Source organism: Nonomuraea cypriaca (assembly GCF_015645445.1).
GTDB lineage: Bacteria > Actinomycetota > Actinomycetes > Streptosporangiales > Streptosporangiaceae > Nonomuraea > Nonomuraea cypriaca.
On record NZ_JADOGI010000058.1, the window covers coordinates 22072 to 43802 of the forward strand.

Below are 21731 nucleotides of genomic sequence, written 5' to 3' on the forward strand. Positions count from 1 at the left end.
TGCCGGCTCATCGGAAGGAGGGATCCCTTGAGGATACGATCGGTAGCTCTGGCGGCCGTGCTCGGTACGCTCGCGGCGGCCGGCCTTGCGGTAATCCCGGCCGACGTTGCGGCAGCCGCCGCCACGGAGCCGACGGCGGTGACGGCCACGGAGCCGACGGCGGTGACGGCCACGGAGCCGACGGCGGTGACGCCGGGCAGACCGGAGCCTGCCCGTGCGTGCGAGATCAGCAGGCCGCCTGAGGGGTGGCCCGACGGGACCAGCGCCGGTTTCGACACGAACCTGCACCACGGGATAGACAGCGACTGGGATCTGCACGTTCGACCCATGGGCGACGTTCCCGCGATCATGCTCTTCGTGGACTTCCCGAACGCGACCGCCGGCGCGAACGAGGCCCCGTACGACGGTGTCGACGCCTACCACGACTTCCTGGCGCCGAGCGCCGACTGGTTCGAACGTTCGTCGTACGGTCGGTTCAGACTGCGGATCACACCCGTGCGGAAGTGGTTCCACCTGCCCAAGCCGGACGTCGACTACGGCATCGCGCGGGACACCTTCACGGTCGAGAACCAGCTCGCGTACGTCCGCGAGGTGGTGGAGCTGGCCGACGCGGAGGTCGACTTCTCGGGATATCGCCTGTTGTACATCGTGCCGTCGAAGAACGCGCGCGACATCGCCTTCTCCCCGGAGTTCAACGACTACACGCGGGCGATCGTCGCGGACGGCACGGTGCTGAAGAACGGCGCGACATTCGGCCAGGACATGTGGGGGTGGGGATACAAGATTCTCAACCACGAGACCGGCCACGCGCTCTCGCTGCCCGAGTCCTACAACGCGTCGGGAATCGGCGGTACGCACAGCTACGTCGGCGGTTGGGACCTGATGGGCGACATCTCCGGTCGGGCTCCGGAGCTGATGGCCTGGAACAAATGGAAACTGGGCTGGCTTCGTCCGCCGCAGGTCGGCTGCGTCACCCGCGGCGGCGTGACCGAGCACAGGCTGACCCCGATCGAGGTTGGCGGCCCACCGGGGAACTCGCCGAAGCTGGTGGTCGTGCGCACCGGCACCTACACGGCCTGGGTGGCGGAGCTGCGGCGGAACCTGGTCAACGACGACTCCACGATCTGTGACCCCGGCGTACTCGTCTATCAAGTCGACGCCTCGATCCCGAACGGCGACGGCTCGATCAAGGTCCACGACGCGAAGCCGGACTCGGGACGGCAGGGGTCGTGCACCGAACTCGACATCGGGACGCTCGGCCTCGGAGCGGGGGAGAACCCGGTGTTCCGCGACCCGGCGACGGGCGTGACCATCGAGGTCGTGAAGGAGTCCACAGGGAGCGCCGTGGTCCGGGTGACCAAGGAGTGAGGCCCGGCCGCAGGTCAGGTGATGTGACGCGGATTTTGGCGCCGCACCGGCCTACGCCGGCACCTGACGTCGCTGCTTGGCGACTTCCTCTCCTGGGCCATCACGCGGTGGGCCCCGATCCCGCCGACCGCGTTGTCGCCAGTCCGCTGCTGACATCGGACTTGTACGGCATGCCTGACACCTTGATCGTGACCGCCGAGGGTGCGCATGACCTGGCGGATGGCTTCACCGCTGCGCTCGCGCGAGACGGGCACCACCATAAGGGCGTCGACCAGGACACGGTCGATCGAGCGGAGCCGGACCGTCTCGACGTCGATGTCGTCGTTCGTGTCGACCGTGATGAGGCTGCGTCCTCCGCGACCAGGCGCTGGGAGAACGCCGCTACGAGCTCGGCATTGCGATCGACGCCGGACAGAACGGGGCTAGCCGTGGGCACGGAGACATCGGCCTGCCGCGCGACCTCTTTGAGGCTGGTGCGCTTTGCGGCTCCGTGACCCATTTGCCCGGTATCGTAGCGCGGATTGACATGGGACGAATGTCCGTGTTTGTCGCTGGAAATGCATGATCGAAAGTGACGGCCCTTGTGACCCACGACACGCTCGCTCAGAAGAAGCCTCTCGTCGAGACCAACGGTGTGAACCCCGTGCCCGACGACGAACGGCGCGGCAGCCCGCGCGGCCTGTTCGCCATCTGGTTCGCCTGGAACATCTCCATCCTCGGCATCAGCTACGGCATCTACGTCTTCAGTCTCGGGCTGAGCGTGTCACAGGCGATCATCGCCGGCACGATCGGCTACCTCGTCTCGTCGGCGTTCGTGGGCATCCTCGCCGTCGGAGGTCCACGCACGGGCCTCCCGACCCTGACACAGACCCGGTTCGCCTTCGGCTTCACGGGCAACCGTGTGCCTGCCTTCTTCGCCTATCTGTCGAACATGGGGTGGAAGGTCACGATCATCACGCTCGCGTCCACGACCGGCGCCAACCTCTTCTCCAGGCTGTGGCCGGGCGTCTTCGCCGACTCCGACGGCAGCAGTTCGACCTTCACCATCGTGCTCTGGTTCGTGCTCGTGCTCGCCGTGACGATGACGGTCTCCGTCCTCGGCCACGAGCTGATCATGAAGGTGGAGGTCTGGGTCTCCTGGGTGACCGGCCTGATGACGGTGATCTTCCTTGCGCTGATCATCCCCCACATTGACTGGGCGCGCCTCGGCGACGCCCCGGCCGGCGGTCCTCTCGTCGTCGTCGGCGGGGCCATCATGGCCATGACCCTCGTCGGCCTCGGCTTCCTCAACTACGGCGGCGATTTCGCCCGCTACCTGCCGCGCAAGACCCCGGCCGCGGGTGTCATCGGCTGGACGATCTCCGGTCTCTCCGTGCCTACCGTGATCCTGCTCGTGATCGGTGTGCTGCTTGCCGGGAGCGCCTCGAAACTCGGCGAGGAGGCGGCAGCGGATCCGATCAGCGCGCTGACCGACCTGCTCCCGCTGTGGTTCTTCATCCCGTTCTCGATCGTCATCGTGATCTCACTCGTCGCGGCCGCGATTACCGGCATCTACTCGTCCGGACTCGCGCTGCTGGCCATCGGCGTCCCGCTGCGCCGCTCGACCTCCACGGCGATCAACGCCCTCATCATCGCTGCCGGCGCCTTCTACCTGCTGTTCATCTCGACCTCGTTCCTCGCGACGTTCCAGTCGTTCCTGTCCCTCATCGCCGTCATGATGGGGACGATGGGCGGTATCCAGATGATCGACTTCATCCGCCAGCGCCGCCTCGCCTGGAATACCGACATGGCCAGGCCCTTCGGCCACGGCGGACGGAACGGCCGGTGGACGGCGCTGGCCAGCCTCGGCGCCGGCACCGTCGTCGGTCTGGGCCTGGTGACAAGCGCGGACCCGAACTTCGCCCATGTCACCGGCTTCTTCCTGACCCACGAGGCCGAGGCCGGCGTCATCGGCGCGAGCAACGTCGGTGTGGTGATCGCGATGGCTGTGGGCGCCGGGCTGTACGCGCTGATGACGTTCGGCTTCAAGCTTGACCCGAAGCCTGACTACTCGCGTGTGCCGGTGGAGCAACCGGCATCGAAGGCGGTCGAGCGGTGACGATCGAGCCCTCCGCCGAGAAACTCGAGCGCTTCCGCGACCCGGATTTCTGGCATCGCCCCGCCAACTACTGGTTCTGGCACCGCATCCCGACCGAGGACGAGATCCTCGAGCAGCTCACGACGATGCGGCAGGCCGGCTACGGCTCGTTCCAGGTGGCGGTGCGCCTGTCCTGGCCGCTGCGGGAGTACCTGTCCCGAGAGCACCTCGCGGCGGTCAGGACCACCGCGAACACGGCCCGCTGGCTCGGGCTCCGCATGGGCATCTACGACGACTACAACTGGCTCTCCGGTCATGCGGGAGGGAAGACCGTCACCGGCCACGACTCCTTCCGCGAGAGCCACCTTTTCTGGACGGCGTCGACGGTCGCCGACGGCCGCGCGGAGTTGACCGTCAGCGGTATCCATGCCACCGATGTCGACTGGTTGCTGGAGCAGGGCGCGGAGTGGGTCTTCGACGGCGGGTCGCCACGCTGGGCGGACTGGGAACTGCAGGGTGTCTTCCTGCGTTCGGACGACGGCGAGGACCGGGACGTGACCGATCGCGCCACGATCGCCCGCAGTCGCCCCGACGGGGCGACGGTCGCCGTCGAGCTGCCCGGCGCCCCTGCCGGCGCGCGCGTGGCCGCCGCGCTGTCCGCGCGCTGCGCGACCTCCCGCATGATCGACTATCTGGAGCCGGCTGCGGCGCGCCGGTTCACGGAGGTCGGGCTCCAGCCGTACGTGGACGCTCTGAGCGACCACATCGGCGACACCGTGATGTACGTGTTCTTCGACCAGCCGCACTCCTGCTTCTGGGACTGGACGGAGCGGACAGGGACGCTCGGGTCGTCGCTCATGTACTCGAAAACGCTCCGCGAGGCCGCCGATCGGGAGTTCGACGGCGGGTGGCGCGGGATCCTGCCGGCGCTCCTCTCCGACGATGCCGGACAGGCGCGGACACGGGCACGCCTTTTCTCCCTCTACGCCGCGACGGCGACGTACGCCTTCTTCGGCACCGTCGCCGACTGGTGCCACGAGCACGGGCTCCTCTTCTCCGGGCACGAAGTGCTCGCCCACGTGGGGTCATGGGACATCACCGACACCGTGATCGCCGACGACGTGCGCGCCAACTTCGGCATGGACTACTTCGCGATCGACGGATTCCGGGACGTGACCGCTGTGGACGCGCGGAACAACGACGCCCAGCTGAGCGCCAAGTTCGGAGACTCGGTGGCGCGCGCCCACGGGCGCAGCGGGTGCATCGTCGAGCAGTACTACGCGCGGGTCGAGCCGGGCACGCACTTCGGGGCAGGGCAGTGGGAGCTGAGGCTGTCGGACATGCGCGCGCAGGCGATCCGCCACCACCTGCTCGGCGCGCGACAGTTCCTCGAGCACGCGTTCTGGCTCACGGACGGCGACGAGCGGGACGGCCTCGAGGCGCTGTTCGTCAACCCGCGCTTCGACTTTCCGCCCGGGATGAACTTCGAGCCCTGGTTCGGGCATCATCGCGCGTTCGCGGACGAGTCCGCGGCGCTGTCGCAGTTCCTCGACGAGTTCGAGCCCGACGCGGACGTCGCTCTCGTCTATCCGCTGAGCACGACGCCGGGCACGGCCCGACGCATCCCGCTGGTGCGCACTTCGCCGTGTGGGCGGAGACCATGGCGCGTCACGGCGTGCCGTACCGGATCGTGGACGAGAGGGCCGTCGCCGGATCGCGCAGCGACCGCGCCCACATCCGCATCGGCGACGCCGAATACCGATGCGTCGTCCTCCCGGGTGTGCAGCTGACGCTGGCCGAATCCCTCGGTGAAGCTCTCGCCAGGGCCCGCGCGGCCGGGGTGCGGGTCGTGACGTCCGGGCCGACGCTCGCCACCGGCGACGGCGATGGTGCCGGCGAGGAGGACGGGGTCGGCGAGCCGGCGGCTCCCCCCGCTCCCGAGGATGTGCTCGAGCTCCTCCGCGACCTGCGCGGGCGCGACGCGATCGCGATCACGTCGGTGGATCGCAGGACCCTCTGGACGCGGGCCGGCCGTGACCGGGACGCGACCCTGTACGCGGCCGCCTTCAACGACGCCGACACGCCGGCCCATCTGGTCGTGGGGCTCCCGGAGGGGAGATGGCGCCTCTCCCGTTGGACCCCCTCGACCGGCCAGGTCGAAACCCGCGACGCCGACCGCTTGTCCGTGCTGCGCGTCGACGCGCAGGAAATCGTCTGTGTCAGCGCGGTGCGTGTGCCCGAGAGCGAGATCCCTCTGACGGACGGATGGACGGTCGCGGTTGCCGGCCGGGAGGGGGCGCCCGTCAGTATGGAGGCGCTGCTCCCTGAGCCGCTGGACGATGCGGCCACCTACGTCCGGCAGGTGCAGGTCCCGCTGGGAGAATGGGAGCTCGTGCTCGACGGCGTGCGGGACGCCGTTGAGGTGTTCGCCGACGGCGAGTCGGTCGGGCGGGCCGCGTGGCCGCCGTACCGCTTCGCTCTCGACCGGTTCGCCGGTCGGCAGGTGCGGCTCGAGATCGTCGTGGCGCCGAGCGCTGCGGACCGCTACTACCGCGGATCCCCGTTGCGGGGACGGTCCTCGATCCGATCGGGCATCAGCCGGCCGCCGCGACTCGTGCGTCCGACGATCGGCGACTGAGGGGACAATTGCTCGACCGTCGAGCCAAGGGCTGGTACTGCCGCCTCGCGGGCGGGGCTGATGGCTCGGCGCGGTCGGCGATCATGGCCAGGGACTGCTCGATGAGGACGTCGGGCCAGGACAGTGTCGAACGGGTTGCGAGGCGGTGGTTCCGACCGGTCGGCAACAGTGAATCCGTGAGAACTTCCTTGTGGGTAGGTGGACCGATGCCGGAGTCAGGCGAGCCGGGTCACGGGGTGATCAGGCGACGGTGGCGTCGACGGTGACGGGGATGTTGCCGCGGGTGGCGTTGGAGTAGGGGCATACCGCGTGAGCGGCCGCGACGAGCGAGTCGGCGGTGGCCTGGTCGATGCCGCCGAACTCCACGTGCAGTGCGGCCGAGAGACTGAAACCGCCCTGCTCGTTGGGATGCACACTGACCTCGGCGACGACGGCCGAATCGGTGAAGGTGATCGTCTGGCCGGCGGCGACAGCCTTCAACGCCGAATGGAAGCAGGAGGCCCAGCCGGCGGCGAAGAGCTGCTCGGGGTTCGTTGCGCCACCCGGCCCGCCCATCTCGCGCGGGATGGCGAGGGTGACGTCGATCAGGCCGTCGCTGCTGGAGGCGCGTCCTCCGGCGCGGCCGTCCCCGGTCGACGTGGCGATGGCAGTGTAGACGGCATCGGACATGATGATGTTCTCCCTGTGTGGTTGGGATTCTGGTGAACGTCGGGGCGGTGGGATGGGGACCATCGGTCGCGTCCGTCGGTTTCGAGCAGGCGGAGCCAGATCTCGCTGACGGTCGGATAGGCGGGGACCGCATGCCAGAGACGGTCACTGGCGAAGGGCTCCACACTCGGTAGGAGCCGGGTCCGGGAGATCAGCGTCACCTGCGACCGAGGGCGCTGAACGCGGTGGCCATCTCGGATCCGACGACCCCGCCGCCGAACTGGCCGGAGTCGCTCCAGTCCGCGGCGAATCGGTCACGCCGACGCAGCACTTCAACGACGGCCAGGTTGCCACTGACGATCATCACGTCGAAGTTGGAATCTTGGCTCGTGCTCGTCATCTCACTGCGCCTTGACCGCACGGCGGTGCAGGCGGATCGCCGAGATCACGAAGAAGATGCCGCCCAGCGTCGCGTATCCGGCGATTGCTGTAACTGACGCGTTCGACCCGCCGGCCTGCAGGATGAAGCTGGTGCCGGCGAGGGTGGAAATCCCGCCACTGAGGATCATCGCCCATTGGCCACCGAGCCGGTAGCGCAAGATCGCGACGATCAACTGCACGATGCCCGCGGTGATCGCCCAGACACCCCACACCCGGAGGACATCGGGAATGCCGGAGGTGACGGCGACGGCCAATCCGATGGCGGTGAGCAGACTCAACGCCATGTTGACGTATAGCGGCACCCTCGGTCGCGTGGTACCCGAGGAACGGAAGTCGATCACGGCCGCGACGACGTCGAACAGCGGGTAGATCACCAACAGGGCGATGCTCGCCGGGTTGAGTGTCGAAGCGGTGAGCACGACCAGGCCCGCCCAGACGACGGCGAATCCGAAGCGGACGTAGTACAGGTTCCGCAGCGCTTTGGTCGTGTTGGTGGCATCAGCCATAGTGCCGGTGGCGCCGGCATCGATGGAACTGGACATCAGATCCCTCTCTTGATGATTGAAGCTGTGGATGATCCCGGAGACCGAATTGGTAGATAGAACGATCGGTACGGCTGATACTGCAGCAGGCTGACTGCGATGTCAAGACCGACCGTTCTATCTGCTAACCTCGATGCAGCACTTCGAGAGATGGGGAAGGCGCATGTCGGAAGCACGGTCCCGACTGCTCAACACGGCCACTGAGCTCTTCTACGCCGAAGGCATACACTCCGTCGGCATCGACCGCGTCATCGCTGCCGCACAGGTGACGCGCGCCACGCTGTACAGGCACTTTCCGGGCAAGGACGACCTCGTCGTCGCCTACCTGACACAGGCCGACGAGGCCATCCGTACGCGAGTGAATGCCGCGCGGACTCAGGACGCATCCCCCGACGACATCGTTCGAACTGTCGGTCGGTCCATCGCCGACGACATCCAGAGGCCCGGCTTCCGGGGCTGCGCGTTCCTCAACGCCGTCGCCGAATACCCCGACCCGACCCATCCGGTCCACCAGGCGGTCCTCAGGCACCGACAGTGGTTTCTGGCCACGATCACCGAGCTCCTCTCCGACACCGGAGAAACCGACCCAGAACCCGCCGCCCGGCACTTCGTCATGCTGCGAGACGGCGCTATGGCCGCCGGCTGCCTGACCGATCCGAAACCCATCTGTGAGACATTCCTGCTCGGGATCGATGGACTCCTCAAGTATCGCAATCGCAGTCGTCAGCAACCGGACTTCTAGAACACCCTCCACGCGGTGACCGATCGGCTTACGGGACGGATTCCTGTGAGTCTGTGCCTCCGGATGGTCAGGCTTGCCGGTGCACATCCGGTTGGACGTAGATCGCGTAGTCAGCGGCTGCCGCCATTTTCAACCGGGCGGGCCCCTGACGCCGGGCAGGTGCGGGTGGCCGGCTTCGACCCGCTCACCGATCGTCAGGACGTCACCCGGATCCTGGGCGTGCAACTCCAGCAGAGCGCGCTGCAGGAGAACCTGACCGTCCGCGAAGCGCTGCAGCTCTACAGCGCCTTCTACCCGGCTCCTGCCGACTGGCGGCAGCCTCCCTCCATCTCACCGAACAGGAGACCTGACATGTCCGCGTCCACCGCTGTGCTGAAGGCCGAGGCCCCTCATCGGCCGTAACCGTGCAGGGGTGTTCTGGGTTGTGGCCTTTCCGACCCTGCTTCTGATCGTCCTCGGCCTGCTGCCGACCTTCCGTGTGGCCGACGCGGCACTCGGTGGCCTGCGCATGGTCGATGTCTACGTCCCCGTGCTGCTGTTGCTCGCCCTGATCATGTCAGGCACGCAGGTCATGCCGGGGTTCCTGGTCGGCTATCGGGAGCAGGGGATCCTGCGCCGCATGTCCACCACGCCGGTGCGGCCGCTCACCCTCCTGGCGGCGCAGATCATCCTCCACACCGTCGTCGCCCTCGGCTCGGCGGTCCTCGTCATCGCCGTGGGCGGGCTCATCTACGGCGTGTCGCCCCCGCGGAACCTGCCCGGCTACCTGCTGGCCCTCCTCCTGGCCACGCTGGTGGCGCTCTACGGCAAGCTCGGCGTCAAAGACCGCGCCGCAGCCGTGGCCACCGCGTACGACCGCGGCATCCTCGGCTGACGGCGTCCACAGCTGCCCGCCGCCCACGAGGCCCGGCGGGTCCCCGGCGCGGCGCGCAGGCCAGGCGCCGGGAAGCGGCGATCACATCAGAGCCACGCCCGCAGGGGCGTTGGCCCACGACCAGCGAGCGTTAACGAGAACGGGCGGGACTCCGTGAGGCCCGCCCGTTCGTACGATGTTTGCCCTGGTCAGCGGGCCGAACCGCTGGTCAAGATCGAGTGCCCCCTGCAGGCCACCCAGAACAAGGGAAGCCGCCTTGGACAGCTCGCCCTCCGTGGGCATCGGGAACCGGATCAGCTCCGTGGAGACCGGCCAGCCATGTCTTCTCGAAGGAGCGATAGGTCCGGTCGTTCGCCAGCGCTGGCGCGACGACGAGGGCGTGTTCGACGCACGGGTAGTAGAGGTTCCGGTTGCGCAGCCACACCCGGTGGTGGCGGCCGGGCCCCATGCGCGAAACGGGCCGGCATGCCAGGATGAGCCGCATGTCTCCCGATCTTGAGAATTCTGCCGGGCCCGCAGACCAGGCTGTGGCCAACGACTACGACAGCTTCGCCGAGGCGTACGCGGCCGAGACGGAGTCCAACCTCATCAACGGCTATTACACCCGGCCCGCGATCCTGGACCTGGCCGGGGACGTGGCAGGGCGGCGGATCCTTGACGTCGGCTGCGGTGCCGGTCCTCTGCTCGCGGCGCTGCGCGACCGGGGTGCCACCATGACCGGCGTCGACTCCAGCACGAAGATGCTGGAGCTGGCCAGGCAGCGGGTCGGCGACGGCGCGACCCTGCTCCCGGCCGATCTACGCAGTCCCCTGCCGTTCCCCGACGGCGCGTTCGACGATGTCATCGTGTGCCTGGTGCTGCACTACCTGGAGGACTGGAAGGCACCACTGGCCGAACTGCGGCGCGTGCTGGCGCCCGGCGGCCGACTCATCGTGGCCGATAATCATCCCTTCGTCAGCCAGAGGCTGGCCGCTCCCGGTGCTGACTATTTCGCGACCCGCAAATGGTCCGAGGAATTCACCTTCAGCGGCCAAAGCGCCGAGCTGACTTTTTGGCACCGGCCGCTGCACGCGATGACCGACGCTTTCACCGCAGCCGGCTTCCGGATAGCCGTCATCAGCGAACCGCGCCCCGCACCAGGCGCCCGTGAACTCTTCCCCGACGAGCTTGCGAACTTTCCCTCCGGGGCCTTCCTGAGCTTCCTGTTCTTCGTTCTGGAGGCTGCCTAGCCTGCCGCCGACCTGATCGCTCCCAGTGTGTCTCAGCTACTGGGAGCGATCCCCTCTACGGGGGGCGGCCGGAGTGCGGCAGAACACACCGCGCCGCCGCATCGTCAGGTCATCGTCATCATGTCCGGCCGTTCAGCACAGTCTGGAGCTGGCTCGTGGCACGGCATTCCGCACTCACTCTCCACCTCTGAAAAGCTTCGACACGCAGACTTGACGGGGAAGCCGGGCGAGCGGGTGTCCGCGGCTCGTCACGAACGGCGTCCTTCCCACCGACCTGGTCACGCGCAACCGCGAGGTTGCCGAGGCTGCGCTCCGCCGGTGTTCACGCACGGCGACCTGCAGGTCACCCACGTGTTCGTCGACGGTGACGAGATCACCGGCGTGATCGACTGGTCCGAGGCGGCCCAGGGCGATGCCCTGTTCGACCTCGCCACCTTGACGCTCGGACACGAGGAGCGCCTTGGCGACGTCGTCGCCGGCTACGGCACCGACGTCGACCTCGACGTGATCCGCGCGTGGCGGTCGTTGCGAAGCCTTCTGGCGGTCCGCTGGCTGGTCGAGCACGGCTTCGACCCGTCCTCGCCAGGCTGCGAGGTCGACGTGCTGAGATCCCGGATGTGAGGCTGCACGAGCCCGACGGCCACGAGTGCCGTTCTGCCGCATCGAGCGGGCCATCTCCTGAAGCGCGTCGTCTTCCGGACCGACGAGGTCATGGTCCTCGAAGATCCCGCCACGACCCCGGCAGAGCGGCTCGTCCTCATCTTGGCGGCCGTTCACGCGGCACGTCCCAAGGCGATCCGCGAGATCCTGCTCGACGACGTCGACCTGGGCACCGCCATCGCCCGCAGGTGAGCCGAAGCACGATAGTCGTCACATAGGCAGGCAGGCTTTCTGTCACCAAGAGGTGATCCTCCCTTTGCTCATCTGCGGCCCCCGGCCCTGGGCGGGGCTGTGGCGAAAGCTCTTGCGTCTCCGCACCGCATAGCCGTATATGTCACGACAAAGCTTGGTCAAGGGTTTGGATAACTGCAGGTAAGCGCGGCTATTCTGAGAAATTCTGGCAGCGAACTCCTCCCACTGCAGACGGGTGATGGCATGAAGGCAGCCGGCGGCGTCCGTGGAGGGGCGACCCCAGCGGTCGCCGTCGTCGACGGCGCGGGCACGGTGATCGGCTGGACCCAGGCCGCCGAGGAGCTCACCGGCTACCCCGCCGTCGACATTCTCGACCGCCCCATCGGTACACTCCTCCCGCTCGACGGCCACGACCGCGGCGGCGACGGCGACGGCGAACGCGCGTACCTGCCCCGTACGGGATTGATGGAGGTGCGGCGGCGGGACGGCGAGGTGGTCATCGTGCGCGCCGAGGCCGCCCCGCTCGCTCTGGGCGACGCCGCCGGGAGCCGGCAGGAGTCCTGGCTGGTGTCGGCGATTCCGGCCACCATCGACCTGTCCGCCGACACCGGCGCCCTGCTGGAGTCGCTCATCAGCAGCTTCCCCGTCGCCATGGCCATCTGGGACAAGGACCTGCGCTGCGTCTGGTTCAACGAGGCGGCCGAGCAGCTCAGCGACGGCTACCCGTACTACCGGATCGGCCGCTCCCTGACCGAGGTCATTCCGGGGATCGACACGCATTCGCTGCAGGACGCGATGCGCGAGGTGCTCGCTGACGGCCGGCCCACGATCGACCGTGAGGCCCGCTGGTCCCACGGGGATCAGGAGCGCGCGCTGTCCATCTCGCTGTTGCCTTTGGCGGGCGCGGACGGCGGGCCGCTGGGCGTGTGCTCGGTGGCCCTGGATTTCAGCAACAGCAAGGCGCGCGATCGCCTCGACCTGCTGCGCGAGGCCAGCGTCCGGCTCGGGAGCACGCTGGACGTCATGGACACCGCCCAGGAGCTGGCCGAGCTGGCCATTCCGGTCCTGGCCGACTACGTGACCGTCGATGTGCCGGAGGCGATGATGCCCGGCGCCGAGCCGCTGCGGCGGCTGGCCGCGACAGAGGTCAGCAGCCCCGTTTTCCGGCGGGCCGGCATGGCCTCGGTGCACGACGGGGTGCCCGAGTCGCTCCGGGAGCGCAAGGAGACCGTGTTCGTTCCGCCGCGGTCCCCGTTCATGGAGGTCCTGCACTCGCGCCGGCCGCATTTCGAGCCCGTGCTGGGCACCTCGCCCGGCACCTGGCTGGACGGGGACCCCGACCGGGCGCGGACCATCCACGCCGCCGGCATGCACTCGCTGATCGTCGTTCCACTGCAGGCGCGCGGCGACGTGCTCGGCGTCGCGGCGTTCGCGCGCACCTCCAACCCGGCGCCGTTCACCAGAAACGACCTGCTCCTGGCCGAGGAACTGGTCACGCGGGCCGCGCTGAGCCTGGACAACGCACGCCAGTACACGCGGGAGCGGCTGACCGCGCTCACGCTCCAGCGCGACCTGCTGCCGCAGGACCTGCGCGGCAGCGGCACTGTCGAGGTGGCCTCGCGTTACCTGCCCTCCGACACGCACGAGGGGGTGGGAGGCGACTGGTACGACGTCATTCACCTGCCCGGCGCCCGCATCGCCCTGGTCGTCGGCGACGTGACCGGGCACGGCATCAACGCCGCGGCCACCATGGGCCGGCTGCGCACCGCCGTGCGCACCCTGGCGTACCTGGACCTGCCTCCGGACGAGTTGCTCACCCACCTCGATCGCCTGATGGAGGAGGACGCCCGCGGCCTCGACGCCACGGGCGCCACCTGCCTGTACGCGGTCTATGATCCGCAGACCGGCCGCTGCACCATGGCCACGGCCGGGCATCCGCCGCCCGCGATCGTGTCCCCCTCCGGCGACGTGACGTTCCCGTCGCTGCCCACCGGCACCCCGATCGGCGTGGGGCTGGGCACCTTCCAGTCCCGCGACCTGCACCTGCCGGCCGGGACCCTGCTGGCCCTCTACACCGACGGCCTGATCGAGACGCGGCAGGCCGACCTCGACGCGGGCATGGCCAGGCTCGGCGACGCCCTCGCCCACGCGGCGCCGCAGTCGGCGACGCTCGAGCGCGTGTGCACGGCCGTGATCGGCTCCATCGTGGGCGACGCGCCAGCCGAGGACGACATCGCCCTGCTCATGGCCCGCATCCAGGCCTGACCCCGGCGTAGGGGGCACGTCCTGATGGTGTTGATCTGGTCGGGCGCCGCGTCCAGGAGGATGAGCACGTCCGCGATCCAGAGGGATCCAGCGCAGGGTCGAACGGGACCCGGACGAGAACCTCCTCTCCCACCGCTCGACCCGCTCGCGTCCGTCCGACCAGGAGCGGGTCCAGCCGAGGTGCGGCCAATACCGGCCATGGGTTGATCTTGAAGACGCAGCCACTGTGATGGTGGCCGCTCCGGGATCTGACCGGTGACGACCGTGAGGTGAAGCAGCGCCGTAGCGGCATCCTGGTGCGTCGCCCGTGCCGCCCACAGCGGTTCGCAAGAGTGCGCGGAGCCAGGTCAGGTGCTGGATCCGGGCAGACCGCTGACTGGGGCGGGGGCGCGCTCGACCCATATGGCGGTTTCGGGATGGGTGAGGATCCAGTCGGCGATCTGGTCCTTGCGGGCCCACCACACGCCGTCGTACGCGCGTAGCCGGGTGAGTACGCGGTCGAGTACCCGGACGCGGGAGGCGTGCCCGGACAGCCGGTCGTGCAGTGCGATGACCATCATCCGGCGCCTGCGCGCGCCCTCCTCGTACAGCTGCTCGAATTCGTCGAGGAGTTGCCGTTCGTAGGCGGCCGGGTCGAACGCGGCGAAGTCGTAGCTGACGATGTCGTTGAGGTGCACCGTGTACGGGACGGTGGCGAATGGCTTGCCGTTGATGGTCTGCAGAAAGGGCTCGTCGGCTGACAGGTCGTCAATGTGGTAGCGGAACCCGAGTTCCTGCAGGATCTCCAGGGTGTTGACGCCGGGGCGGATCCAGTGGTTGGTGTAGCCGGTGGGCCAGGTCCAGCAGGCGCGGTATCCCCTCGCGGGCGCCGTACTCGTAGAAGCTGTTCTGCCCGAGATCGGGGAAGCCGGGCAGGATGGGCTCGCTGATCGGCCCGGGCGCGCCGCTGATCGGCTGGCCTCCCGCCTCGAACTGCACAGTGATCGAGAAGGCCGGCCGCGCCCCCTCGGGCCAGAAGGCGTCCGCTGTGGTCATGGCTACGTCCCCTGTGCGCCTGCTCGGCGGTCCCGGTCGGCCGCGGCCCGGTCCAGACTCTTGTGGAGCGCGCTGCCCCGTGCACAGGTCATCCCCCGCCGATGCGGCCCTATTCGGCCTCTGACCAGCCCAACATCCGCCGCGATCGAGAAGTGGAGTGCCCATGCCAGACTTCGTAGGCTGTGGGCATGTCTATCAAGCCAGGAACGCTGACCGCCAAGGGGCAGGAGACCAGGCGGCGCATCGTGGCCGCCGCTGCGCAGCTGATGTTCGAGCGCGGCGTGGCCGACACCACCATCGAGGATGTCCGCACGCTGGCCCGGGTGAGCAATTCGCAGGTCTACCACTACTTCGCCGACAAGACCGCACTGGTGCGCGCGGTGATCGAGTACCAGACGGACGCCGTTATCGAGCCCCAGGATCAGCTCTTTGCCCGGCTGGACACTTTGGAGGGCCTGCGCGAGTGGCGTAACTTCGCAGTCGCCCGCCAACGCGAGCTGAACTGCCGCGGAGGCTGCCCGATCGCCTCACTGACCAGCCAGCTCGCCGAGCACGACGAGGCGGCGCGGCTCCAGCTCTCCCACAGCTTCGCGCGTTGGTCGGCCGGCCTCCGTTCGGGACTGGCCGTCATGCATGCAGCCGGCAGGTTGCATCCCGACGCCGACCCTGAGGCGCTGGCCCTGTCACTCCTGGCCTCGCTGCAGGGCGGCCTGATGCTGACCCAGCTCGATCGCGACACCAGGCCTCTTGAGGTGGCGCTCGACTCCACGCTCGCCTACATCGAGTCGCTGACCGTGCCATAGGCCTCTTCCAGGACGCTCCGGCTCGTCGGCTGAGGATTGGCATTGCGATGCCAATCCTCACGAGCAATCCTGGACCGCGCATGCCAGTGACTCGGCATTGCTCACCGACCAGAGGGACAGTCATGACCACCACACCGATCGCCGACCAGGCCGCCGTGCTCCAGACGAACATGGCCCAGCAGGCCCCGGCAGAGGTCCTCGCGCCGTTCACCGAGGAACGTCAGCAACTGGCCGCCACCGGAGTCCCCGCCGGTGTGGCTCAGCCGGGCGCACAATTGCAGGATGCCGGTCTGCTGGACGCCCACGGCCAATCCACCACGTTGCGCGGCGCGCTCGCCGGCAAGCCCGCCGTCATCGTCTTCTACCGCGGCGCATGGTGCCCGTACTGCAACCTGGCGCTGCGAACCTACCAGGCCGAGCTGGTCGAGCCGCTGAACGACCGGGGCGCCGCGCTGGTCGCGATCAGCCCGCAAACGCCCGACGGGTCGCTGACGATGCAGCAGACCAACGAGCTCACCTTCACCGTGCTCTCCGACGCGGGCAACACGATCGCCGGCCAACTGGGCATCCTCACCGAGCCCACCGAACAGGCCAAGGCATCCCAGGCGGCACTCGGACTGGACGTAGCCGCGACAAACGCCGACGGCACCGCTGTCATCCCGATGCCCACCACGGTCATCGTGGACGCCTCAGGCAAGATCCGCTGGATTGACGTCCACCCGGACTACGTAACCCGAAGCGAGCCGGCCCAGATTCTGACCGCCTACGACGCGACGTCTTGAGCAAGGACGGGGCATCCCTGATGAAGGATCTGCGCAACAAGTACGGCCAGTACGCCGTCGTCACCGGCGCCTCCGCCGGCGTCGGAGCCGAGTTCGCGACCCGGCTGGCCGCGAACGGGCTCAGCCTCGTGCTGGTGGCCGAGCATCGCGACCGCGGGATCGCCGGTGCCCTGATCGCCTACCCGTCCATCAACGTGGCTGAAGATCACCTGCAGGTCATCACGGCACGCGCTGATCCCCGCGAAGCACAAAAGGTGGTCATGCTCGGCGCAGTCGGTTCGGTGAACATCAAGGCGGTAGACCCCGCACCCCGACGACCCCACCGTGGCCATTGAGCGGACCTGGCTGTTAGCTTTTTTGTCACCGCGCGGCTTTAAGATGCGTGCCGGGAGGGAGGCATTGATGACGAGCAGTCCCAGGCGCGCCACGCTGGCAACCGTCGCCGCCTCTGCCGGGGTGTCCGTGGCCACCGTGTCCAAGGTGCTCAACGGCCGCAGCGACGTCGCCCCCGCCACCCGTTCGATGGTCGAGTCCTTACTCCTGGAGAGCGGCTACGTCACCCGCTCGCCCCGCGGCGCCGAGGTCACCGTCGAGATGCACGTGGCATGGGAGCTGTGCGCCTACTCCACCGCGCTCATCAAGGGGATGCTGGAGGCCGGAGCCGAGACGGGCGTCACCGTCGTCGTCACCGTCGCGACCGCCGCAGGCGGCGCGGCCCCGAAGGGCGAGCTCGCCTGGGCCCGCGGTCTCTCTGCGGCCGGGCGGCGGGCGGTGATCCTGCTCGACGAGCCGAGCCCGGCCCGGCTCGCCGCGCTGGCCAGGGCCAGGCTCCCGGTGGTCGTCGTCAACCCGCTCAACCCGCCGGGCGCCCCCATGACCAGCATCGGCGCGACCGACTTCTACGGCGGCATGTCCGCCACGCGACACCTGCTCGACCTCGGCCACCGCCGCATCGCCTACCTCGGGGGGTCCCAGACCGCCGCCGTCAACCAGGCGCGGATGCACGGCTACCGCGCCGCCATGGAGGCGGCCGGCGTGCCGGTGCTCCCGGGCTACGTGCGCGCGGCGGGCTTCTGCCAGCCCGACGCGGTGACCGAGGGGGCCGTGCTGCTCGGCCTGGACCCCCGCCCGACCGCCGTCTTCGCCTTCAGCGACGAGATCGCCCTCGGGCTGGTCCAGGCTGCCCGGGCCCAGGGGCTGCGCATCCCGGAGGACCTGAGCGTGGTCGGCTTCGACGACACCGAGCTCGCCGCCCTGACCTCGCCCCCGCTGACCACCGTCCGCCAGCCCCTGCGCGAGATGAGCATCGTCGCCCTGCGCACGGCCCTCCGCCTGGCCGCCAGCGAGAAGATCGAGTCCCACCACGTCGAACTCGCCACCGAGCTGGTCGTCCGCGAGTCGAGCGCCCCCCGCCCGGTCGCCGCCGGCCACGACGGCCACCGATAGGTTCCGGGTGGCCGTGGGAGAGCCCCGTACGCACGCGCGTCTCGGCGTACGCGATCGCCGTCGAGCGGCAGCGGATGTCGGGTCCCACTGGTGGCTCAGGTAGGGCGCGTTGCTGGCCGGCCCGTCGGCCAGCTGGTCGCGCCCGCCGCGACGCCGAGCCGACCGAGCAGATCCACCGACATCACCAGGCCTGCGACGAGATCTACGGGGCGCCGCGCATCCACGCCGACCTGCGGGAGTTGGACGGGGTCCGGGTGGGCCGAACACGCTCCCAGCCTGAATCAATTCCCGGCACACCGCCCAAACCTCAGGCCGGGCCGGAACCCTCCGACGGCCATCATGACCCAAGCCTGAATCCTCGATCCCGGCCTGGCTGGACCGGCAAGATCTTCAGCACGCTCCCGGCTAGAGCGGCCGGTCCCGCGCATCCGGACGGCAAGGCACCATTGACCGGTTTGCCGGAAAAGCTTACTTTATGGCTTGGAAAGCGCTTTCTGATCAGATTCTCCCCCGAGAGTCCCCGCCCCTCCATCGGGAGCGCCATGAGACGCCCTGTCCGTAAACCCCCCTCAGCATTCACCGCCGTCCTGCTCGTCCTCGCACTCGTGCTGGGGCTGGTGACGCCCGCCCAGGCCGCGGCCGCGCGGTTCCGCGTGCTGGTCTTCTCCAAGGTCACGAACTTCCACCACGACTCGATCCCCGCCGGCATCGCCGCGATTCAAAAGCTCGGGGCCGACAACGACTTCGAGGTCGAGGCGACCGACGACGCGGGCGCCTTCACCGACGACAACCTCGCCGGCTTCCAGGCCATCGTGTTCAACAACACCAACTCCACCCCGGAGTCGGGTGACCTGCTGAACGCCGACCAGCGTGCCGCGTTCCAGAAGTTCGTGCACGGTGGCGGCGGCTGGGTCGGCCTGCACGCCGCGTCGGCCAGTGAGCGCGACTGGCCATGGTACGAGGATCTGGTCGGTGCGATCTTCGACCAGCACCCGGCGATCCAGGTCGGCCGGGTCAAGGTCCTCGACCACGCCCACCCCTCGACCAAGGACCTGCCGGACCTCTGGGAACGCACCGAGGAGTGGTACAACTGGCGGGCCAACCCCACAGGAAAGGTCCACACGCTCACCCAGATCAAGGTGCGTGACGGGGTCAACGGCCTGGACGAGGGCGTCGACCACCCGAGTTCCTGGTGCCAGAAGTACGAAGGCGGCCGTTCGTGGTACACCGCCCTGGGCCACGCATCCGCCACGTTCTCCGAACCGGCGTTCCTGAAGCACGTGCTCGGCGGCATCGAGTGGGCGGCGGGGGCAGCCCCCGGCGACTGCTCGGCGACCGAGACCGGCAACTTCCAGCGGGTGCCGCTCGTGACCGAGGACCTCGCCGACCCGTTCGAGCTCGCGGTCGCGCCGGACCGGCGGGTCTTCTACGCCCAGCGCACCGGGGAACTGAAAGTGATCGACCAGGACTCCCTGCGGGTCACCACCGTGCTGGACTTCGACTACTCCCCGGAGATGACCAGCCAGTCGGACGGCCTGCTCGGGCTGGCACTGGACCCGAAGTTCGGGGAGAACCACCGGCTGTACGTCCTGCATTCCGACAAGGTGGAGAACCGGCTCAACCTCTCCCGGTTCACCGTGTCCGGGAACACGGTCGACCCCGCGACGCAGAAGGTGCTGCTGACCATTCCGACGTGGCGTGGTGAAGGCCGGGCCAACGCCCACATGGCGGGTTCGCTCACCTTCGACACCAAGGGGAACCTCTACGTGGCGACCGGTGACAACACCGACCCCTTCGCCTCCGACGGCTTCGCCCCGGTCGACGAACGCGAAGGACGCCGCGCCTGGGACGCCCAGGGCACCGCCGGCAACACCAACGACCTGCGCGGCAAGATCCTCCGCATCACCCCGCAGGACGACGGCACCTACGACATCCCCGATGGCAACCTCTTCGAGCCCGGCACCGACAAGACCCGGCCCGAGATCTACGCGATGGGCATGCGCAATCCGTTCCGGATCACCACCGATCCGCTCAGCGGCGCGCTGCTCGTCGCCGACTATGGCCCGGACGCCCGCCAGGCCGATCCGAACCGGGGCCCCGAGGGCACGGTCGAGTTCAACCGCATCACCAAGGCCGGCAACTTCGGCTGGCCCTACTGCATCGGCAACAACACGCCGTTCAACGACTACGACTTCGCGACGGGGACCTCCGGCGCGAAGTTCACCTGCGCGGCCCCTGTCAACGACTCGCCCAACAACACGGGGCTGCGCGAGCTGCCGCCCGTACAGCCCGCGCTCGTGTGGTACGCCTACTCCGCCTCGGCGGAGTTCCCCGAGGTCGGCACCGGGGGAGGTGGCCCGATGAGCGGGCCGGTGTACGACTACGACGCGGCCAACCCGAGCAAGACCAAGTTCCCGCAGTACTTCGAGGGCAAGTGGTTCGCCTACGAACTCACCCGCAGGTGGTTCAAGACCCTTTCCATCCAGCGCGACGACCAGACCTTCACCGACCCGCGCTTCGCCGCGGCGCGCAAGGGCGACCTGCAGTCGATCAATACGGTCTTCCCCGACATGTCGTGGATCCAGCCGTTCGAAGCCGACTTCGGGCCGGACGGCTCCCTCTACGTCATCGACTTCGGCGAGGGCAGCGGCACCGGGCGCGGCGGCAGCAACGAAGGCGCGGGCATCTACCGCATCGACTACGTGGCCGAAGGCCGACCGCCGGTCGCGAAGATCTCCGCCACCCCCGACTCGGGTCCCGCGCCGTTGACGGTGAAGTTCTCCAGCGAGGGCTCGGAGTCGCCCGAGGGCGCGCCCATCACGTACGCATGGGACTTCGACGGCGACGGCACCACCGACTCCACGGAGGCCGGACCGGCCCACACCTACACCACGAAGGGCCGGTTCACCGCCCGGCTGACCGTCGAAGGCCCAGAGGGTCTCACCGGCGTCGCCGTGCACGACATCACGGTCGGCAACAGCCGGCCCGAGGTGAGGATCCAGGCGCCGCCGGACGGCGGAATGTTCGACTTCGGCGACACCATCAAGTTCACGATCAAGGTGAAGGACGCCGAGGACGGGCGCATCGACTGCGGCCGGGTGGTCGTGCAGTCGCAGCTCGGCCACGACAGCCACCTGCATCCGCTGGACAACTACACCGGCTGCGAGGGTGAGATCGTGACCGACCCGGGCGAGAGCCACGGCCCGGGACAGAACCTCTACTACGCGATCAGCGCGCAGTATGAGGACAAGGGCGCCCCGGAGGCGCCGAGCCTCGTCGGATCGGCGTCACTGACGCTGCGGCCGAAGTTCCGGGAGGCCGAGCACTTCACCACGACCGGTGGTGCGGGCGACGGCGTCCAGGTCGCGGACCGTGCGGACGCCTCGGCGGGTAAGCGGCTCACCGAGATCGAGCACGGTGACTGGATCACATTCGACCCCGTCCACCTCAAGGGGATCGACTCGGTGACCCTCGGCGTGGCGTCGGGTGGGCTCGGCGGGGACGTCGAGTTCCGGGCCGGCTCACCCAGCGGGCCGCTGCTCGGCAAGGCGACGGTTCCGAACACCGGTGGCTGGGGCAACGTGGTCTCGCCGACGATCGACCTCGCCGACACGGAGGGGACCGTACGGCTCTACGCGGTGTTCACCAACCCCGGCTGGTCATCGGACAAGCCCGACCTGCTCGCCCTCGACTGGCTGCACTTCAACGGGAAGGGCGTCGAGAAACGCCCAGGCGGGGAGGTGGCCGTGACGGCCGCTCCGGCCGATGGCCCAGCTCCGCTGGCCGTGTCCCTCCAGGGCCAGGCGAGGTTGCCGAGCGGGAGGACCGCCGTGAGCTGGCACTGGAACTTCGGCGACAACACCGCGGCAGACGGTGGTGCCACCGCCTCCCACACCTATGCCAGGAAAGGCACCTACACCGCACATCTGACCGTCACCGACGACAAGGGTGACACGACGACCGCCTCGGTCGAGATCACGGTCGGCTGA

Annotated in this window: 22 protein-coding genes; 17 read left to right on the forward strand and 5 right to left on the reverse strand. The window is 68.7% G+C overall.

Annotated features, from left to right (window positions below):
* Positions 1–27 precede the first annotated feature (27 nt).
* From ITP53_RS20350 to ITP53_RS20370, 5 genes are all read left to right on the forward strand, one after another.
* The gene (locus ITP53_RS20350) at positions 28–1368 is read left to right on the forward strand and encodes a metallopeptidase domain-containing protein (protein WP_195897004.1); all 1341 of its coding nucleotides are present in this window, start codon (positions 28–30) and stop codon (positions 1366–1368) included.
* A 107-nt stretch (positions 1369–1475) separates the two neighbouring features.
* Positions 1476–1862 (forward strand): hypothetical protein, encoded by a 387-nt coding sequence (locus tag ITP53_RS20355; protein ID WP_195897005.1) that lies wholly within the window; start codon positions 1476–1478, stop codon positions 1860–1862.
* Between the two features lie 77 nt (positions 1863–1939).
* Entirely contained in the window at positions 1940–3466 is a 1527-nt protein-coding gene (locus tag ITP53_RS20360; RefSeq protein ID WP_207756182.1) for a purine-cytosine permease family protein, read from the forward strand.
* A complete protein-coding gene (locus ITP53_RS20365; RefSeq protein WP_195897006.1) occupies positions 3463–5235 on the forward strand; it encodes a hypothetical protein in 1773 nt (590 codons plus the stop codon). The genes ITP53_RS20360 and ITP53_RS20365 overlap by 4 nt, the downstream gene beginning before the upstream one ends.
* Complete coding sequence (locus ITP53_RS20370) at positions 5136–6083, forward strand: hypothetical protein (RefSeq protein WP_195897007.1); 948 nt, start codon at positions 5136–5138, stop codon at positions 6081–6083. The genes ITP53_RS20365 and ITP53_RS20370 overlap by 100 nt, the downstream gene beginning before the upstream one ends.
* Positions 6084–6323: 240 nt before the next feature.
* Here the strand turns inward: ITP53_RS20370 and ITP53_RS20375 are convergent, their stop codons facing one another.
* From ITP53_RS20375 to ITP53_RS20385, 3 genes are all read right to left on the reverse strand, one after another.
* On the reverse strand, positions 6324–6752 hold the full coding sequence (locus ITP53_RS20375; RefSeq protein WP_195897008.1) for an organic hydroperoxide resistance protein: 429 nt from the start codon (positions 6750–6752) through the stop codon (positions 6324–6326).
* A gap of 196 nt (positions 6753–6948) precedes the next feature.
* Positions 6949–7131: a hypothetical protein gene (locus ITP53_RS20380; protein WP_195897009.1), complete on the reverse strand. Its 183-nt coding sequence runs from the start codon at positions 7129–7131 to the stop codon at positions 6949–6951.
* Between the two features lies 1 nt (position 7132).
* Complete coding sequence (locus ITP53_RS20385) at positions 7133–7714, reverse strand: hypothetical protein (RefSeq protein ID WP_195897010.1); 582 nt, start codon at positions 7712–7714, stop codon at positions 7133–7135.
* Between the two features lie 163 nt (positions 7715–7877).
* Between ITP53_RS20385 and ITP53_RS20390 the strand changes: the two genes are divergently transcribed.
* The 7 genes from ITP53_RS20390 (at position 7878) to ITP53_RS20420 (ending at position 13676) form a co-directional block, all read left to right on the forward strand.
* Positions 7878–8456: a TetR/AcrR family transcriptional regulator gene (locus ITP53_RS20390; RefSeq protein WP_195897011.1), complete on the forward strand. Its 579-nt coding sequence runs from the start codon at positions 7878–7880 to the stop codon at positions 8454–8456.
* A 165-nt stretch (positions 8457–8621) separates the two neighbouring features.
* Positions 8622–8858, forward strand: a complete 237-nt coding sequence (locus ITP53_RS56125) for a hypothetical protein (RefSeq protein WP_207756183.1) — start codon at positions 8622–8624, stop codon at positions 8856–8858.
* A 10-nt stretch (positions 8859–8868) separates the two neighbouring features.
* Positions 8869–9330 carry an ABC transporter permease gene (locus tag ITP53_RS20400; protein WP_328815172.1) on the forward strand — a complete coding sequence of 154 codons (462 nt, stop codon included), beginning with the start codon at positions 8869–8871 and terminating at the stop codon, positions 9328–9330.
* Between the two features lie 473 nt (positions 9331–9803).
* A complete protein-coding gene (locus tag ITP53_RS20405; protein ID WP_207756184.1) occupies positions 9804–10559 on the forward strand; it encodes a class I SAM-dependent methyltransferase in 756 nt (251 codons plus the stop codon).
* A 318-nt stretch (positions 10560–10877) separates the two neighbouring features.
* Positions 10878–11180 carry a phosphotransferase gene (locus tag ITP53_RS60350; RefSeq protein WP_328815175.1) on the forward strand — a complete coding sequence of 101 codons (303 nt, stop codon included), beginning with the start codon at positions 10878–10880 and terminating at the stop codon, positions 11178–11180.
* A 90-nt stretch (positions 11181–11270) separates the two neighbouring features.
* On the forward strand, positions 11271–11411 hold the full coding sequence (locus tag ITP53_RS20415) for a hypothetical protein (protein ID WP_207756185.1): 141 nt from the start codon (positions 11271–11273) through the stop codon (positions 11409–11411).
* 243 nt (positions 11412–11654) lie between these two features.
* On the forward strand, positions 11655–13676 hold the full coding sequence (locus tag ITP53_RS20420) for a SpoIIE family protein phosphatase (RefSeq protein ID WP_195897014.1): 2022 nt from the start codon (positions 11655–11657) through the stop codon (positions 13674–13676).
* 347 nt (positions 13677–14023) lie between these two features.
* On the opposite strand, the gene ITP53_RS20425 is transcribed toward ITP53_RS20420, so the two are convergent.
* Both ITP53_RS20425 and ITP53_RS20430 read right to left on the reverse strand, forming a co-directional pair.
* Positions 14024–14353, reverse strand: coding sequence for a polysaccharide deacetylase family protein (locus ITP53_RS20425; protein ID WP_195897015.1), 330 nt, complete (start codon positions 14351–14353; stop codon positions 14024–14026).
* A 70-nt stretch (positions 14354–14423) separates the two neighbouring features.
* Complete coding sequence (locus tag ITP53_RS20430; protein ID WP_195897016.1) at positions 14424–14711, reverse strand: polysaccharide deacetylase family protein; 288 nt, start codon at positions 14709–14711, stop codon at positions 14424–14426.
* Between the two features lie 188 nt (positions 14712–14899).
* On the opposite strand from ITP53_RS20430, the gene ITP53_RS20435 reads away from it, so the two are divergent.
* The 5 genes from ITP53_RS20435 (at position 14900) to ITP53_RS20455 (ending at position 21731) form a co-directional block, all read left to right on the forward strand.
* On the forward strand, positions 14900–15514 hold the full coding sequence (locus ITP53_RS20435; RefSeq protein ID WP_195897017.1) for a TetR/AcrR family transcriptional regulator: 615 nt from the start codon (positions 14900–14902) through the stop codon (positions 15512–15514).
* Positions 15515–15636: 122 nt separating this feature from the next.
* Positions 15637–16296 carry a peroxiredoxin-like family protein gene (locus ITP53_RS20440; protein ID WP_195897018.1) on the forward strand — a complete coding sequence of 220 codons (660 nt, stop codon included), beginning with the start codon at positions 15637–15639 and terminating at the stop codon, positions 16294–16296.
* Between the two features lie 20 nt (positions 16297–16316).
* The gene (locus ITP53_RS57695; RefSeq protein ID WP_195897019.1) at positions 16317–16631 is read left to right on the forward strand and encodes a hypothetical protein; all 315 of its coding nucleotides are present in this window, start codon (positions 16317–16319) and stop codon (positions 16629–16631) included.
* A gap of 67 nt (positions 16632–16698) precedes the next feature.
* A complete protein-coding gene (locus ITP53_RS20450) occupies positions 16699–17742 on the forward strand; it encodes a LacI family DNA-binding transcriptional regulator (RefSeq protein ID WP_195897020.1) in 1044 nt (347 codons plus the stop codon).
* Positions 17743–18284: 542 nt separating this feature from the next.
* The gene (locus tag ITP53_RS20455; protein WP_195897021.1) at positions 18285–21731 is read left to right on the forward strand and encodes a ThuA domain-containing protein; all 3447 of its coding nucleotides are present in this window, start codon (positions 18285–18287) and stop codon (positions 21729–21731) included.